This is a genomic window from Enterococcus sp. DIV0755f (assembly GCF_051713725.1).
Lineage (GTDB): Bacteria > Bacillota > Bacilli > Lactobacillales > Enterococcaceae > Enterococcus_D > Enterococcus_D casseliflavus.
The window spans coordinates 1,188,038-1,205,096 of sequence record NZ_JBIOQL010000001.1 but is presented as its reverse complement, the minus strand read 5'-3'; the positions used below and the strand labels follow the sequence as shown (position 1 = coordinate 1,205,096).

Sequence of the window (17,059 nt, the reverse complement as noted above, 5' to 3'; positions counted from 1 at the left end):
ATTTATTTTATAAACAAGTACAGATTATTTATATTTATCTTATTAACAGGTGCATAACGATAAAAAGTTATCATTTTTTATCAAAAAAAAGCACCTTACTCCTTATAATTAACCAACATAATGAATACGATTACATTTGTCTCTTTCTACGCAACAGGAGAGAAAAACGATGATGTTGTTTTTTCTTGTTTTCAACCCCGTTTTTTACCTACGAAAATAAAAAAACAAAAATAATTCTGGCATTTTTCACGATATTGTCTAAAATAACTCTTGCCGACGAAAAAAAGGGCTCGAAAAGCTCCCAGAACGTTCTGTGAAAAAAGGAATGAAAATATCCTTTTAAAATCGAACGTGGGCAATCATGAAATGAAATTTCTTCAATCGCCATTTACTTTTTTCTTTCAGGGAAATTCTTCCGTAGCTATTTGGTCTTATATTTTGGACGTAAGCGTTCATTCGCTTCTTCTTGTTTATACTTGCTGGTAAGAAGGAAACGCTGCTGCCCAATCGTCTTCTTCTAATACCACATAAGGAGCATGAGAAGATGGATTGGTTAGTAATGATTCTTGTATTGATATGTCTTAGTTTTGTCTGAGAAAAAAGCGTGAGAACGAATCGTTCTCACGCTTTTTTATTATTTCACGCCCTCTCTGGGTGCACATTACCGCGAAACATCCTTCCATCAAATCAGAAGCGGTCTGAAATATAAGACCTTTTTAATTCCTACACTGGACTTGTTTTACTATAATGGGGATACATGATTTCATTAATTCAATGAGAGCGGAGGCTTTCTTATGTATGGCGAAACGATCAGACAAATCCGATTGAAAAAAGGCTTCACCCAAAAAGAAGTCTATGGCACGATTATTTCAAAATCCTATGCCATCGAATTTGAAAAAGGCAAGCATCAGATTGCTGCCAACCTGCTGTTGCAAATCTTAGAAAATCTATCAATGGATATCGATGAATTTCTCTATATCGCAAATGGCTATCGGCTGGATGAGCAAAACAGCTACAACCATCGGTACACGCAATATTCAAACAAGCACGATATCAACCAGTTACAAATTCTATTACAGGAGCTGCAGCAAACCTCTAGCCGACTTAACAATGTCCGCATTGCAGAGGTTCGCTCACGGATTCGCATGCTGCAATGCTTGGCAGAGCATGGCGTCTATCGGAAACGTGCGGTTTTGGAATGTGATCGTCAAACGATTATCTCCTATCTCGTTGATGTTGAGAGCTGGACGTTACAAGAAATCCAACTATTTGGCAACACCATCGATCTTTTGGACAACGACCATAATTTCCTCTTCTTCAAAAAAGTATCCAAGATGCTCGAATACTACATCGATGTGGAAAAAGGTCGGGAAATCTATTGCGCACTACTGATCAATTTGATCGAATATACGCTAAAACACCAGCAATACGATGCGACGGAAGTTCTCGTCGTCCAATTAAAACTTTTGGCGACAGACTACAAAGAATTTTTCCACCAAGCCGTCTGCAAGTTTTTCCAAGGCGTGTTGCTCTTAAGAACCGGTGACAAAAAAGCAGGCAAAAGGATTACCACAAAGATGCTAGCTATCATGCGAGAATTGGATCAAGGTGCCCTTGCCGATGATTTTGCTTTACTGCTGGATGATGACTACCTCCGAGCATTTGCCTCCTCCGAGTGATAAAGCGGCAACTGCATCGTTCGTTTAATAAAAAAAGGAAGTGATAATTGCCGTCACTTCCTTTTTTCAGCTATTAGCTAACGCTGCGTTCGTCTGTCGCCCCAAAGTATTGATACATTGGTTTTTGGCTGCCATTGAGCAATTGATCGACCGTCACAAATTCATAGCCTTGCGCTTTGAGTGCTTTGATAATGCCCGGCACGGCTTGAACAGATTTCGGATGAATATCATGAAGCAAAATAATCGATCCATCGTAAACATTGTTTTGGACGACCTTCAAAATCTTGTTTGGATCTTTTAGCTTCCAATCCTCGGTATCAACACTCCATTGAATGATCGATTTTCCTGCCGCTTGGGCGCTTTGCTGATCGATCGCCCCATACGGTGGGCGCAAATTTTTAGGCAAGACCCCTGTCGCCTGATAGATGGCTTTGTCCGTTTTGGTTATTTCCGCTTTGACCTCCTCTGGCGACAACGTATTTAATTGGGGATGAGAATAGGAGTGACTGGCAATTTCATGCCCTTCCTCATGGACTTTTTTCGCGACTTCAGGGTATCGATCCACCATTTGGCCTAATTCAAAAAACGTTGCCTTCACATCATTGTCTTTCAAGATTTTTAAGAGATCCAATGTCGAAGTATCATTTGGTCCATCATCAAAAGTCAACGCAACATATTTTTTGTTTTCGTCTAACATCGCTTGTTGCTCTTTCAATTGATCCGCATTGACCAGCTCTGGATCAATAAAGGGCGCAATCTCTTTGTAAGCCAAAGTGATCTCGGATACGCCTGTTTGATTTTGCGGCAACTGGAGCGTTATTTTTTCAGGATCATAAGTAAACTTTGAATCATAGGTGATTCGGTCCATCCCCAAGACCGCATCAATGATTTTAGTCGGTTCTTTGGCTTGATCCAAAAGCTTTTGTTGAATCACTTGCTGGATTCCTAGCAAGCTGCCTTCATCTGGAACCAAGTCTTTCAAGGATAATTCATTGCCGGTTTTCTCGGAAATAAAAATTGGATCGGCAACCACGCTATCCGCATCTTCAAACCGCCCAGTCTCCCGATTCCAAACATAGCTGTCCGCTTTTAAGGAATAGGTTGACACTTTTGATGCAACTGCTTGTGCTTGAATCCGAGCGATCGTAACGGTCTCTTTGTCGGCGTGCTTTTTGCATAGCTTGTTCGCCATGGTCGATAATTTCTGACTTGCATCCTTTACAGGGATGGCATTTTCTTCTTTTGGTCGGAAAATCAATTCTTTTTTGTCCCCATCAGACAATGTTTCAAGTTTTGCGGGAATTCCCTCTTTGGCCTGCTCTTCTTGGATCGATGCTAATAGCTTTTGTGCGGCAGCTTCATATTTTTCCCGTGCCAATGCTTCTTGCTGCTTCAAAGTAAAAGCGATATAGCCCCCAGTGGCGATAATGACGATTGTCAGCAGCGTCATCAATGAAAAGAGATACTTGCGATGGGTTGGCTTCTTTTTAGAAACTTGACGATTGGCGGTTGGCGTGCGTCTTGTCGTTCCCGTTGTTTGCTTTTGATGTGATTCGACCCTTGAAGTAGGTGCTTGTTTTTCAGAAGTCGCTTCTCTATGTTGTGAATTATTTGAATCATTGCTTGATTTCTTCATAAACATTCTCCCTCAAACATAATAACGTAAACAAAATGTAACATAAGCGTAATAATATTTCAACAGTGTTACAGAGATTCTTATAAACTTCTCTTTTTGTTCACAAATTTTGAGAATTGTTCTTAGAAATCCTTTATTCTGCTTTTAAGAAAACCAATTCTGCCAAGTATGGTATCGTGTTCACTGCTTTTTCTTTTTGTTTAAAAATAATGAGAGATATCTTTTTGTACTTTGATGTTTTTTCTGTTTATAATTCAGCATGTGGCAATTGCTATGAAGGATGTGTTCAAAATGAAACACAAATCAGCAGTTTATTTATTCGTTCTTACCTTAATCATTGGGTTAACCTATCAATTACTTCCATATACCCCACTAAACGATTCCGTGTTATCGATCGTCGGTACCATTTGGAATCTGGTCTTCGCATTTAGTGCAGGGTATTTTCTCTTACGAACGACCTTTTTGGAGCAGTTCAAACATTTTCGGTTCACCGTTTTATTGTGGGGTGTCCCTTTCGTCATTTTGACTGGCGTGTTCTTTTCCTTTATTTATGCCGCTATTTTTGGACAACCAACAACCAACTCGATCAGCGAAACCATCACTGTCCAAATGGTCTTTTTGCAAGTCCCCTTTATGCTGATGGGAGAAGAATTGCTTAGCACCAACCTCTTGTTGGCGTTGCAGAAAAGAGGCCTTTCTTTTGCCTGGTCATCCATCATTTGCAGTGTGCTATTCGCTTTATGGCACATCCCAGCGTACGGCTTTCATCCAGCCCAATTATTGATCACCTTGATGCCTGCCAGATTGGCACTCAACTACGTTTGGAAAAAATCCAATAGCGTATGGGTCAGCTGGATCTGCCATTTTCTTTATGATTCCCTGGGATTCATTTCATTTTTAGGTAAATAAGCATTAAAAAGGACAGCTGAAGCCTAGCTGTCCTTTTTGATAGTCAGTAACGCCTTTCCCCAAGGGCTTACTTAATCGCTATTTACGCTTTCTGAAATAAAGCCAGCTTGCCGTGGCGATAAAGAACAAACCAACTACAAACGGGAACAACATCCCCTGTTCATCGGTCTGCGGCAATCTTTGTGCAGAAGCGCTTTTTTTCGAAACAACAGTCGCCGTTGGTTCTTTTTTATCAGAAATAACGGCGGTTGCTGCGTTTTCTTTTGTATAAACATACGTCACAGTTGCCTCTTCCTTACCAAATGTACCTTTGGCATTTTGCGGCAGCCGACTTTCGTCTACTATGTAGCCGTCGATTGTTAGTTGATATTTTTTTGTGCTGGTATCGTAAGACTCGCCCACGTTTCCACTGATCGTTTGTGAAGGATGAATTTCTTTGCCTTCTGTATCTACGTATTCGACCGTTATATCCGCTGCTGGTATCGGATTTTTTGTGTAGATGTAGGTGACGGTTTGCGCTGTTTCGCTAAATACACCTTTACTATTTTCTGGTAATTGGCTTTTATCTATGGTGTAACCGTCGATTTTTAGTTGGTATTGTTCTGTGCTAGCATCGTAAAATTCGCCTACATTCCCGCTAATCGTTTGAGAAGCGTGAATTTCGTTACCTTCTGTATCTACGTACTCCACTGTGACATCCGCTGCTGGTATCGGATTTTCCGTGTAGATGTAGGTGACTGTTTGTGCTGTTTCGCTAAATACACCTTTACTATTTTCTGGTAATTGGCTTTTATCTATGGTGTAACCGTCGATTTTTAGTTGGTATTGTTCTGTGCTAGCATCGTAAGATTCGCCTACTTTTCCACTGATCGTTTGAGAGGAGTGTATTTCTTTGCCTTCTGTATCCACGTATTTTACTGTTATATCAGCTACTGGTACAGGATTTTTTGTGTAGATATAGGTGACGGTTTGTGCCGTTTCGCTAAATACGCCTTTACTATTTTCTGGTAATTGGCTTTCGTCTAAAGTGTAGCCTTCGATTGTTAGTTGGTATTTTTCTGTACTAGCATCGTAAGAGTCGCCTACGTTTCCACTAATTGTTTGTGAAGCGTGAATTTCGTTGCCTTCTGTATCCACGTATTTGACCGTTACATCCGCTGCTGGTATCGGATTTTTTGTGTAGATGTAGGTGACGGTTTGCGCTGTTTCGCTAAATACACCTTTACTATTTTCTGGTAATTGGCTTTTATCTATGGTGTAACCGTCGATTTTTAGTTGGTATTGTTCTGTGCTAGCATCGTAAGATTCGCCTACGTTTCCACTAATTGTTTGTGAAGCGTGAATTTCGTTGCCTTCTGTATCCACGTATTTGACCGTTACATCCGCTGCTGGTACAGGATTTTTTGTGTAGATGTAGGTGACGGTTTGTGCCGTTTCGCTAAATACGCCTTTACTATTTTCTGGTAATTGGCTTTCGTCTAAAGTGTAGCCTTCAATCACTAATTGATAGTTCTTCGTGCTGGCATCGTAAGACTCACCTACGTTTCCACTGATCGTTTGTGAAGGGTGAATTTCGTTGCCTTCTATGTCCACATACTCAATCGTTACATCCGCTGCTGGTATCAGATTTTTTGTGTAAATGTAGGTGACGGTTTGTGCCGTTTCGCTAAATACGCCTTTACTATTTTCTGGCAATTGGCTTCCATCTAGTGTATAGCCATCGATCGATAGTTTATATTGATCTGTACTTGCATCGAAAGAGTCGCCCACATTCCCGCTAATAGTTTGGCTAGCGTGGATTTCGTTGCCTTCTAAATCTACATACTCAATCGTGACATCCGCTGCTGGTATCGGATTTTTTGTGTAGATGAATGTGACTTTTTGTGCTGTTTCGCTAAACACTCCTTTAAGATTTTCTGGCGACTGGCTTTCATCCAATGTATAGCCATGGATCGATAGTTTATATTGATCTGTACTAGCATCAAAAGTGTCGCCCACATTCCCGCTAATCGTTTGAGAGGAGTGTATTTCTTTGCCTTCTGTATCCACATATTCCACTGTTACATCCGCTGCTGGTATCGGATTCTTTGTATACACATAGGTGATGGTTTGCGCTGTTTCGCTAAACATACCTTTACTATTTTCTGGTAATTGGCTTTCGTCTAAGGTGTAGCCTTCAATCACTAATTGATAGTTCTTCGTGCTGGCATCGTAAGACTCACCTACATTTCCACTGATCGTTTGAGAAGCGTGAATTTCGTTGCCTTCTGTATCCACGTACTCGACCGTCACATCTGCTGCTGGTATCGGATTTTTTGTGTAAATGTAGGTGATGGTTTGTGCTGTTTCACTAAATACGCCTTTACTGTTTTCTGGTAATTGGCTTTCATCTAGTGTATAGCCATCGATCGATAGTTTATATTGATCTGTGCTGGCATCGTAAGACTCACCTACGTTTCCACTGATCGTTTGTGAAGGGTGAATTTCGTTGCCTTCTGTGTCCACATACTCGACCGTTACATCCGCTGCGGGTATCGGATTTTTTGTATAGATGTAAGTGATGGTTTGCGCGGTTTCTCCAAACACACCCTTGCTGTTTTCTGGTAATTGGCTTTCGTCTAGGGTATAGCCATCGATCGATAGTTTATATTGATCTGTGCTTACATCGAAAGAGTCGCCTACATTCCCGCTAATCGTTTGACTAGCGTGGATTTCGTTGCCTTCTAAATCTACATACTCAATCGTGACATCCGCTGCTGGTATCGGATTTTCTGTGTAGATATAGGTGACGGTTTGCGCCATTTCGCCAAATACACCTTTACTATTTTCTGGCAATTGGCTTTCGTCTAGGGTATAGCCATCGATCGATAGTTTATATTGATCTGTGCTTACATCGAAAGAGTCGCCTACATTCCCGCTAATCGTTTGACTAGCGTGGATTTCGTTGCCTTCTAAATCTACATACTCAATCGTGACATCCGCTGCTGGTACAGGATTTTTTGTGTAAATGTAGGTGATGGTTTGTGCTGTTTCACTAAATACGCCTTTACTGTTTTCTGGTAATTGGCTTTCGTCTAGGGTGTAACCGTCAATTGATAACTTATACTCATCCGTACTAGCATCATATGAAGCACCAATGGTACCAGATAAAGTCTTCGTTTCATGGATTTCTTCCCCTTGAGTATCAAGATATCTGACAGTTACCTCTCCCACCTGCTCCGGGTCAACAATGACATTGACTACATGTGTTGTATATACACTATATGAGGCTTGTCTAGCCATAAAAATTGCTACGTAAGTCCCCGGCTTGCTTGTGTCAACATTTGTGTAGTACGGAAAGATCTGTGAGTCAGAAATACTTTTTTCTATCTTGCCGCTAAAATTTAACTTAAACGCCTCGATCCCTAATGCCTGTGTTGAGAAATCGAAGGTACTGTTTACAGGAATATGAATCGTATCGGGGCTATCTCCAAAAGCATACTCGCCTACAATTTGACGCTCATAAAGTGCCAATGTTTTGGTTTCTCCTGCTTGCAAATTGATAGAATTTCCAATCGATGTAAATGCGTAGTTCAATCTTTGATTCGTTGTCCCCACTTGCTTAATAAAGTAGCCCCCTGAAGGAACCTGAATCGTTACCTTTCCTGAACTGTCCGTGACTAACAACGTCACTTCACCAGATGTCGAGGAGGCCAATGTGAAATAAGTGCCTTGGATTGGCTGGTTTGAATTACTATCTAAAACTTGAACCGTCAGTTGCGCATTGGCAGCTCTTGCAGACGACGGATCAACAGAAGAAGGGACATTATTTACAGGGCTTGCAGCAGGTTCTTCTTTATTTTCTGATCCGCTGATGGCTTCTTTACTCTCACTACTTGCTTGTGTTTGTTCGTTCTCAGCATCCACGCGCGCTGAGGTCGTTGATGTCAGCGTAGCATTTTCTACTTGAGAGGTAGCTTGTCTAGCATCCACAGAAGCATTCGTATCATCAGATTGCACAGTATTCACTTCTTCCTGATCCACCTGCGGAGATTCTGAAAACACTTGGCTTTCCGCCATTACCTGAAATGCTGGCGTTACCACCACAGCACTTAATAAGATTACTAAAGATAGAATAGATTTAAACTTCTTTTTCACAAACTTTCACCTTAACCTTCTTTTTCAAAATTAAAACCTTTTTATCCAACCTATTTTTACGCCAGAAAATCATTATAATTTATTGATTTTTAATTTACAAACATTTTTTTATTTTAGCGTATCATCCACTCCTCTCAAAAATTTTTAAGCGGACACATGAAATACCATTGAGCGTATGTATACTTAATTCACTTGTCATCGCATTGCATCACCTCATCAGAATTTTATAATTCAAGCACCCTTGCCTTCAAGCAAATCCAGTGCAAATCAGCGCAAAGCTTCTTTGCATCCTTGTTTTATCAATGATTTCATTTTCAAAAAAGGAAACTATTTTTTACTTGATCGTGGCTTTCTTTTTTTGAATGATTCGAGCAAGTCTATCTTCTACTCTCAATATGTGCTATCTTTGAACATTTATCACTTCATATATGACAATTGTTACTTATTACAGATGAAGGATTCACTGAAAAAAATCTAGCACTTTCAGGAAATTTTTTAGGAACATCTGACATAAGCTCATTTAAATTTAATCTTATGTAAACAAAGAAAAGAACTTGTGCATTTTTTCGTTAAATCGAGCTTTACAATTGTTTCTTTGAACCGCTTTATGATAGGATAGGTCAGAAGGAGCATTGAAATGACTATAGCTGAAAAAATAAAAGAGAGTCGCTTGAAGTTAGGACTCACCCAACAAGAAGTTTCCGAAAAATTATTTGTTACCAGACAAACGATCTCAAATTGGGAAAACAACCGAAGTACCCCAGACATCGACACATTGATCAAATTAAGTGATCTCTATCAAATCGATTTAGAGTCACTACTAAAACCAGAACAATTAGCAGAAGAACCAGAAAGAATGAGCGAGGAGAAGAAACCAACCTTCCGCCTTCCTCTATACTTGCTTAATTTAACTGCAGTCGTCGCTTGCGTTTTCACCGACTTCTTAACACCTACAGGAACAATGACCCTATGGACAGCTGCTGCACACTTTTTGTTACTAGTTAACTTTGTCCTTTTATTCGGCTTTTTCCTCACAAAAAAAAGACCCCTCCCTGCAAAAACAATTGTCTTTGCATTAGGAAAAGGTCTGTTGATCTTAGCCATTATATTAGGTTTTACTCTTTGGTCGAATAAAGGAGCTTCCGCAGATGCGTTACATCTGATTGGCCATAATTATGGTCATTTTATCTATTTGACGTTTAAAGCAATTGGGGTGATTTATTTGTTTGATTGGCGGAAGTTTGAGATGTAAGCCATGAAGGATTATCCAATGAAAGTCATGATCTTATATGCTATTTCAACTTTCCAACCGGTTGTCTTCAGAGTACCACTTTACAGTTTTAATTAAACCTTTTTCTAGGTTTGTTTTTGGTTTCCAGCCAAGTGATTCTATCTTTGATGTTTGCATGGCATAACGATAATCATGACCTAATCGATCTTCAACGAATTCAATCATGCGTTCATCATAAGAGCATAAGTGACATAACTTCTTAACTAAAGTAAGATTATCAATTTCTTCATGGGCGCTAACATTATAAATTTCACCCGTTTTTCCGCACTCTAATACGATGAAGATTGCCCTGCAAAAGTCTTCAACATATAGCCAGTCACGTTTATTCAAACCATTGCCATATACCGGCAATGGTTTATTATTGCTTATTTGGTGTAACATCAACGGGATCAATTTTTCTTTGTATTGATTTGGACCGTAATTATTTGCTGCTCTAACAATATTGACATTCAAGTCGTAGGTTTTATGATAGGACATAACAAGATGATCTGCAGCAGCCTTAGATGCAGAATATGGCGAACTAGGATTCAAAAATGTTTTCTCATCAGCATATCCTTCTGTTAAACTACCATAAACTTCATCCGTTGATATCTGTAGATATTTAATTTTGGATAATCTAGCACATTCTAACAAATTGGCAGTGCCAACTATATTGGTTTGAATAAAGTCTTCCGCATTTTTTATTGAATTATCTACATGAGACTCTGCGGCAAAATTTATTATACAATCAATTTTAAATTTTTGTATGGTCTTCATAACCAATGTACTATCTTTAATATTTCCCTGAATAAAATGGTAATTAGGTAATTGTTGGATTTCTTCTAAATATTCCAGATTTGCAGCATATGTCAATAAGTCTAAATTAACGATCGTACTTTCCGTTTTTTCAATTATAAATCTGATAAAATTACTCCCAATAAATCCAGCACCACCTGTAATTAATACGTTCATGTTTGTAGCCTCCTTTCTCTATAATCAATGCTGCCTGAGAAATATTCATTTAGAAACAGAATATCATATTACAATAGATACCATTTATATAAGCAATCTTCAATAATATTATAAATAAAAAAGCAATCAGTTTCATCTGATTGCTTTTTATTTTTATATTCGCTCAGCTAGCTCTTTGATATAACTCCGAAGTTCATCTTTGATTTCAGGATGTTTTAATCCGTATTCAATGTTTGCTTCAACCATTCCTAGCTTGTCACCAACATCATAGCGTTTGCCTTTAAATTCATGAGCAAATACCCGTTGGATCTTGTTTAGTGAATCGATCGCATCAGTAAGTTGAATTTCATTTCCTGCTCCTGGTTCTTGATCTTCTAGTATTCCAAAGATTTCTGGCCGCAAAAGGTAGCGACCAATAATTGCTAAATCACTCGGAGCATCTGCAGGTGATGGTTTTTCGATAAATTCGCTCACGCTATATAAATCTTTTGCGGCTTCTTCACTGGGATTAATGATGCCATATTTTGACGTGTCTTCATGAGGAACTTTCATGACCGCAAGAGTAGATGCGTTTGTTTTCTCATAATTGTTGATCAGCTGCTTTGTTAATGGAACATCATCTTCCATAATATCATCTCCCAGCATGACGATAAATGGCTCATCGCCTACAAAAGCTTTTGCTTGGAGAACCGCATGTCCTAAACCTAAAGGACGTTTTTGACGAATAAAATGCAAGTTGATTCCTGTCGTTTCTTCAACAAGTGCCAAAAGCTCTTTTTTCCCTTTTGATGATAGGTTTGATTCCAATTCAAAGTTTGAATCGAAATGATCTTCAATTGGACGTTTCGCTTTTCCTGTCACAACTAAAATATCTTCAATTCCTGAAGCAATTGCTTCTTCAACAATGAATTGAATCGTTGGTTTATCAACGATTGGTAACATTTCTTTTGCGATTGCTTTTGTTGCTGGTAAAAATCTGGTCCCTAACCCTGCTGCAGGAATAACAGCTTTACGAACTTTTTTCATTTTTGCCCCTCCAAAAGAATATTAGTTATCTCCAAAAATATCTCTCGTATATACCTTTTCTTTAACATCTTCGAGAATACTTTCAAAACGATTACTTACAATGATATCCGAAATGTCTTTAAATTCTTCAAAATCCTTAATCACTTTAGAATTAAAGAACGTTTCCTCGTTAAGGGATGGTTCATACACCACCACCTCGATTCCTTTTGCTTTAATACGCTTCATAATACCTTGAATCGATGAATATCTAAAATTATCAGAATTAGCTTTCATTGTTAAGCGGTAAATCCCTACAGTTTTGGGGTTTTTAGCCAGAATCTGATTAGCTATAAAATCTTTTCTAGTTGTATTGGCATCGACAATTGCGCCAATAATATTACTTGGCACATCTTCATAATTTGCACGCAACTGCTTCGTATCTTTAGGTAAGCAATAACCACCGTAACCAAATGAAGGGTTGTTATAATGAGAACCTATTCTTGGATCTAACCCTACCCCTTCGATAATTTGTCGACTATCTAGTCCACGAGATTCAGCGTACGTATCTAATTCATTGAAATAAGCAACTCGTAAAGCTAAATAAGTATTGGAGAACAATTTAATAGCTTCAGCTTCAGTAGAGTTAGTTAGCAATACTCTAACATCTTTGTCCCAAGCATTTTCTTTAAATAAATTAGCAATTTTTTGACCACGATCTGAAACCTCACCAACAACAATTCTTGATGGATGTAGATTATCATATAATGCTTTACCTTCACGTAAGAATTCAGGTGAAAAAATTATATTTTCAGTGTTAAACTTTGCTTTAACATCTAAAGTATAACCGACCGGAACTGTTGACTTAATAATAAATGTTGCATCTGGTCGAATGGCCAATGCTTTTTCTATAACATCTTCAACTGTTGAAGTATTGAAGTAATTCTTTTTTTCATCGTAATCTGTAGGTGTAGCAATAATTAGATAATCTCCAAAATTTACTGCATCTTCAAAATCATTAGTAAATTCTACATTCAAATCTTTCCTAATCAAGAATTCATCGATTTCTTTATCATAAATGGGCGATTTCTTTGTTCTTAAATAACTTATTTTATCAGGTAAAATGTCATAAGCTATAACATCATTTTTTTGCGCCAGCAAAAGTGCATTTGCTAACCCCACATATCCCATTCCTATGACACCTATTTTCATTATCAATAAATCCACCTTTCTTTAAAATAGCATCAGCAAGATATAATAACCTCACCAAATACCTTTCTCTTCTTAACTTTATTACTAATCTTACCTTATTTGTTGGAGTTTGATTTAATAATCGATGAGCGAGAATAATAAAGTTATAACTTTAAATCTTTTATGATCACCTTTCAAAAATTAGGTAAAAGAATAAAACTAATTTTAATCGGTCTAATTATTTATCTAATTCCGTAAGTTATATATAACAAATTTCCATAATCAAACTAATTTAGTGAAAATCTATATAAATTCGATGAAATCAATGATCCAATCTCTCATTATTGAAACTGGTAAGAATTCTGAACGATTTTTTCAATATTAATTCTGAATGAAAAAAATCTTGTAGTAATAATTTCCAAACCAATTTTTAAAGTCTAATGAGTCACCTCAATTAATCATCCATAGCAGAGTTTATTCCTATCTCTATGGAAAGCGAAAAAAATGATAGTTAAGTCGACAATTCCTAATTGTCTTAGAATTACAGAAACAAGATTAAAAGTGATGGGTTATATGATGAATCTTAGATTTCTTAAGAGTTTGGAAAATGGAATTAAGGATTAATATTTCCTTTTTCAAGTATATTACCTTGAATGCTTCTAACACATTTAAAATATTTTATAATTCGTAACTTATTTCCTTATAATTCTTTTTAACTTTATAATTCCTTTCTTTTCACTCAAACAATTAAACACCAAAAGAATAAAGAAGACAAGGATGTTTACAACAAATAGAATAATAGCCCCGCCTATTACTCGTATTAATACTATTTGTAAAAGAATCATAATATTGTTAAATATAAAAAATCGAAAATCGATATTAAGTTTTATATCTTTCTTAGTATCATAATATCTTATCACAAACATACATACAAAACTCAACGCTGATGAGAATCCCGCACCAGTTAATCCATAATAGGGCACTAAAATGAAGTTTAATAATACAGATATTAATCCACCAATAATTGAGGATACAAAAATTCCTTTTGTATTCATTGAAGCCGTGTATATCGTACCAACAAAACTTGAAAAACTTTGATAGATAACGGCTACTAATAATATTGGTATAATTTGCCAACTTTCTATAAAGCTATCATCAATAATAATGGGAACAATAATATGTAGAAAGGGAATAATTAACGATGATAACGTGAATAAAAATTTATAATATATTTTAAAAACTTGTGAATAAAATTTATCTTTATCGTTATTTTTGAACTCTTCAAAAACGGAAAGTTGCCATGCTTGCTGAAATATAGAAGTAAACATTGATAAAATAGTTGGAATTTTGTTAGCCACTGCAAAAATACCGTTTGCTGTGGCATCCACAAAAAATAAAATAAAATATCGAGTAGAGCTATTGATTAACCACCACATTATCATATTGGGAATTAATGGAATCGAGTATTTAATCATATATTTTATAAGCTTAAAATCAATTAACTTTATCTTCACTCTCTCAAAACTATTTGTAACAAAATATAAATATATGATTGATATAGAGTTACTTAAAATAAGTGATAGCAAAAATCCATTGGTTCCTAAAGACATATAAACAAGAAATATAATATTAAAACAAGCTGTTAACAAAGTCATAACTAATCCATTTATAGCAAATTGTTTAATTTTACCTATCGCTCTTGTGAATTGGGTATAGGTTGCTTCCAACTGATTCAAACTTAACAGCAGTATAAACATAAATAAATATCCCTCGAACAATTCAAAGTAAGATAGGACTGGGTATAATAATGTACATATTAAAATTGATATTACGTTAATAAAGATAGCATTCGATAAAACTTTATTTACAGATTTTTCTTCGTTAATTTTATCCAGTGTGAATCTTATGACAGCCTCACTAATACTTATGGTAATTATGGGTAAAAACAAACTTATAGTTGTATTAAATAAATCTACTACCCCGTATTCTCCTGGTGTCATAAAAAAAGTATATAAAGGTACCATAAGAATATTGATTGCTTTACTTCCAAAATTACCAATTGCAAAAACTAAAGAATTACCAATTAACTTTTTGTATTTTTCCATATAATTTATACACCTTCAACAAAGCTATTAAAAAGAAATATATTTTCCTTTGCCAATGCTATATTTTGTTCTATCTTATAGTCAGATATCGGATTATTTATTTGTAAAATTTTATCAACAGTTTCAATATTTAAATCAGAAATATATATATTGTCTTCAGACTTATTTAAATCTTTCAAAAATTCATCCATTTTCAAACTATAACTCATACTCAAGGTATTCCTTTTGTAAACTTCTGATACAAATACTCCATGAAGTCTCCCCATAATATTAATCTTACTGCTTGCTATTAAATCAAACTTTTCGTCAGCTTTCAAATCACATAATATTTCAATATTCTCGGCATGATCTGACAAATCAATTAATTCTTTATACAAAATTAAATTTTTATCATAATCATTACTATCATCCAGTGGAATTATTTTTATTTTCAAGAAATCTAATTTACTCTTAATAATACTGATTGCCAATATTCTTATAAGATTTAATTCTTCGCTTAGTGAGAGTTGTTTTCCTAATTCTCTCCAAGAAATAATTACCTGATCTTTTTCCTGTACAATATTTTTTTTCTCTAAATATAAGTATGCTAAATCTTGAGTTAAAAAAACATTATGATTAAGTCTTTTACCTATTTCATACGAATTTTTATCCCTAAATGTTATAAAATTTGCGTTTTGTATCGCATAATTACTTCGATAGATACGTTTTTCACTGTGTAATTGTCCTATACCTACACCAAGATAACCATATTTTTTTTTTAGCAATTTTGCTATTTTTACAAAAGAGTAGGCACCATCTCCGTCATGCTCAGTAAAAATCGTGCCACCTATCCAAAAAAACATATGCATACGAGTCATAATCAATCCATAAATAACTTTCTGGACTTTTGAACCATACATGGAAATATCAATAACTTTTACAAAATCTGGAATATCGACAGTGATATCTTGGGGAAAAATCTTAAGAAAATATAATTTATTCTCATTTTCAATATTATTACAAAATACAGATAACATTAAATCATCGCCGAAATTTCCCGCTCCAAAGTAACCTGTAAATAAAATTCTTTTCATCAATTTCTCCTCTACTACCATATGTTTTTTAACAAAAGTTTAGCTTTAAAGATTTCACTTATTTTAGTGATATTGTTATTCTCCTGGACATATTCATAGCATTTTTCTCCTAGATGATTTAACTCATTAAAATTCCTATCATACTTATTTAAAATAAATAGTATTTTTTCCATTAACTTCTCTTTATGTTCTTCTTTAGTTTCATAGTCATAGGCAAAGAAATACTCATTAATTTTATCCATATCTTTTAGTGTACCATTATAGGGACCTAAGATAGTTTTTGCATAGGAAAATGCCAAAATGTTAGTCCCTGAATTTAAACTACTATTTAAATCATAAGGAGTTACAATAATATGAGCATTAGAAAAAATGAGAGGAATTTCATCGTCTTCAATAAACCTAAAAATACCAGTGATATTAGTTGATTTCTCAATTTTTTTCTTTAGATTGTCAATGATATCAAAATTTCCATTACCATAGATTTTCAAATCAATTGGGAATCTATCTAACTCTTTGACTATTTCAATTAGTATATCAAGATTTTTGTATTCATTTATTGCACCAAAAAATACAAGATTCAAAGTAGTATCATTTGTTTCATTTGATAAAATATCACCATAGCAATTGCAATAGTTAGGGTGAGGAAGATAAATTACTTTATCAGCAATTCTTGATTTTTGTGTCAAAAACTTCCTTGACTCCTCAGAGTGTATAATTATCGATTTAGATTTTACTGCCAAAAGATTCATTATCTTTTTAGAAAGAAAGTATTCTATTCCTTTGCTACCATGTGGTCGCTTATTGTGCATAGTCCATATGATATTAGTCCTTAAACTTAATACGACTATATAGATATACAAAGATACAAATTTAATCATAGAAACTATGATCCTATCATTTATAATTTGACTCTCTACCCAATTTAAAACTAAAAAATCAGTTTTTTTTAATATGAGCTGCACTTTAGAATATTCGTTAAGTTCAAATTCTGATAATTTCAGCATCTTCTTAATTAAACTTATATATTTATTACTTTTACTTGAGAACGGAATAATACTACCTTCATACTTTTTAATTGTAATCAC

The 17,059-nt window shown here is 35.5% G+C and carries 11 protein-coding genes; 3 read left to right on the top strand and 8 right to left on the bottom strand.

Features of this window, described 5'->3' with window-relative positions:
• Positions 1–794: 794 nt before the first annotated feature.
• The gene (locus IGI73_RS05425; protein ID WP_428206409.1) at positions 795–1,679 is read left to right on the top strand and encodes a helix-turn-helix domain-containing protein; all 885 of its coding nucleotides are present in this window, start codon (positions 795–797) and stop codon (positions 1,677–1,679) included.
• A 73-nt stretch (positions 1,680–1,752) separates the two neighbouring features.
• Here the strand turns inward: IGI73_RS05425 and IGI73_RS05420 are convergent, their stop codons facing one another.
• The gene (locus tag IGI73_RS05420) at positions 1,753–3,315 is read right to left on the bottom strand and encodes a polysaccharide deacetylase family protein (RefSeq protein ID WP_185938659.1); all 1,563 of its coding nucleotides are present in this window, start codon (positions 3,313–3,315) and stop codon (positions 1,753–1,755) included.
• 234 nt (positions 3,316–3,549) lie between these two features.
• Here IGI73_RS05420 and IGI73_RS05415 point away from each other — a divergent pair, with 234 nt between their 5' ends.
• The gene (locus IGI73_RS05415; protein ID WP_428206410.1) at positions 3,550–4,224 is read left to right on the top strand and encodes a CPBP family intramembrane glutamic endopeptidase; all 675 of its coding nucleotides are present in this window, start codon (positions 3,550–3,552) and stop codon (positions 4,222–4,224) included.
• Positions 4,225–4,302: 78 nt separating this feature from the next.
• Here IGI73_RS05415 and IGI73_RS05410 read toward each other — a convergent pair whose 3' ends face one another.
• A complete protein-coding gene (locus IGI73_RS05410; protein WP_428206411.1) occupies positions 4,303–8,361 on the bottom strand; it encodes a MucBP domain-containing protein in 4,059 nt (1,352 codons plus the stop codon).
• Positions 8,362–8,998: 637 nt separating this feature from the next.
• On the opposite strand from IGI73_RS05410, the gene IGI73_RS05405 reads away from it, so the two are divergent.
• The gene (locus tag IGI73_RS05405; RefSeq protein ID WP_428206412.1) at positions 8,999–9,613 is read left to right on the top strand and encodes a helix-turn-helix domain-containing protein; all 615 of its coding nucleotides are present in this window, start codon (positions 8,999–9,001) and stop codon (positions 9,611–9,613) included.
• Positions 9,614–9,658: 45 nt separating this feature from the next.
• Here the strand turns inward: IGI73_RS05405 and rfbB are convergent, their stop codons facing one another.
• The 6 genes from rfbB to IGI73_RS05375 form a co-directional block, all read right to left on the bottom strand.
• Positions 9,659–10,603: a dTDP-glucose 4,6-dehydratase gene (rfbB, locus tag IGI73_RS05400; protein ID WP_428206413.1), complete on the bottom strand. Its 945-nt coding sequence runs from the start codon at positions 10,601–10,603 to the stop codon at positions 9,659–9,661.
• Between the two features lie 153 nt (positions 10,604–10,756).
• The gene (galU, locus tag IGI73_RS05395; protein ID WP_086338432.1) at positions 10,757–11,629 is read right to left on the bottom strand and encodes a UTP--glucose-1-phosphate uridylyltransferase GalU; all 873 of its coding nucleotides are present in this window, start codon (positions 11,627–11,629) and stop codon (positions 10,757–10,759) included.
• A 21-nt stretch (positions 11,630–11,650) separates the two neighbouring features.
• On the bottom strand, positions 11,651–12,817 hold the full coding sequence (locus IGI73_RS05390) for a nucleotide sugar dehydrogenase (RefSeq protein WP_428206414.1): 1,167 nt from the start codon (positions 12,815–12,817) through the stop codon (positions 11,651–11,653).
• A gap of 671 nt (positions 12,818–13,488) precedes the next feature.
• Entirely contained in the window at positions 13,489–14,901 is a 1,413-nt protein-coding gene (locus tag IGI73_RS05385; protein ID WP_428206415.1) for an oligosaccharide flippase family protein, read from the bottom strand.
• Between the two features lie 5 nt (positions 14,902–14,906).
• The gene (locus tag IGI73_RS05380; RefSeq protein ID WP_428206416.1) at positions 14,907–15,974 is read right to left on the bottom strand and encodes a polysaccharide pyruvyl transferase family protein; all 1,068 of its coding nucleotides are present in this window, start codon (positions 15,972–15,974) and stop codon (positions 14,907–14,909) included.
• Positions 15,975–15,988: 14 nt separating this feature from the next.
• Positions 15,989–17,059 (bottom strand): hypothetical protein, encoded by a 1,071-nt coding sequence (locus IGI73_RS05375; RefSeq protein WP_428206417.1) that lies wholly within the window; start codon positions 17,057–17,059, stop codon positions 15,989–15,991.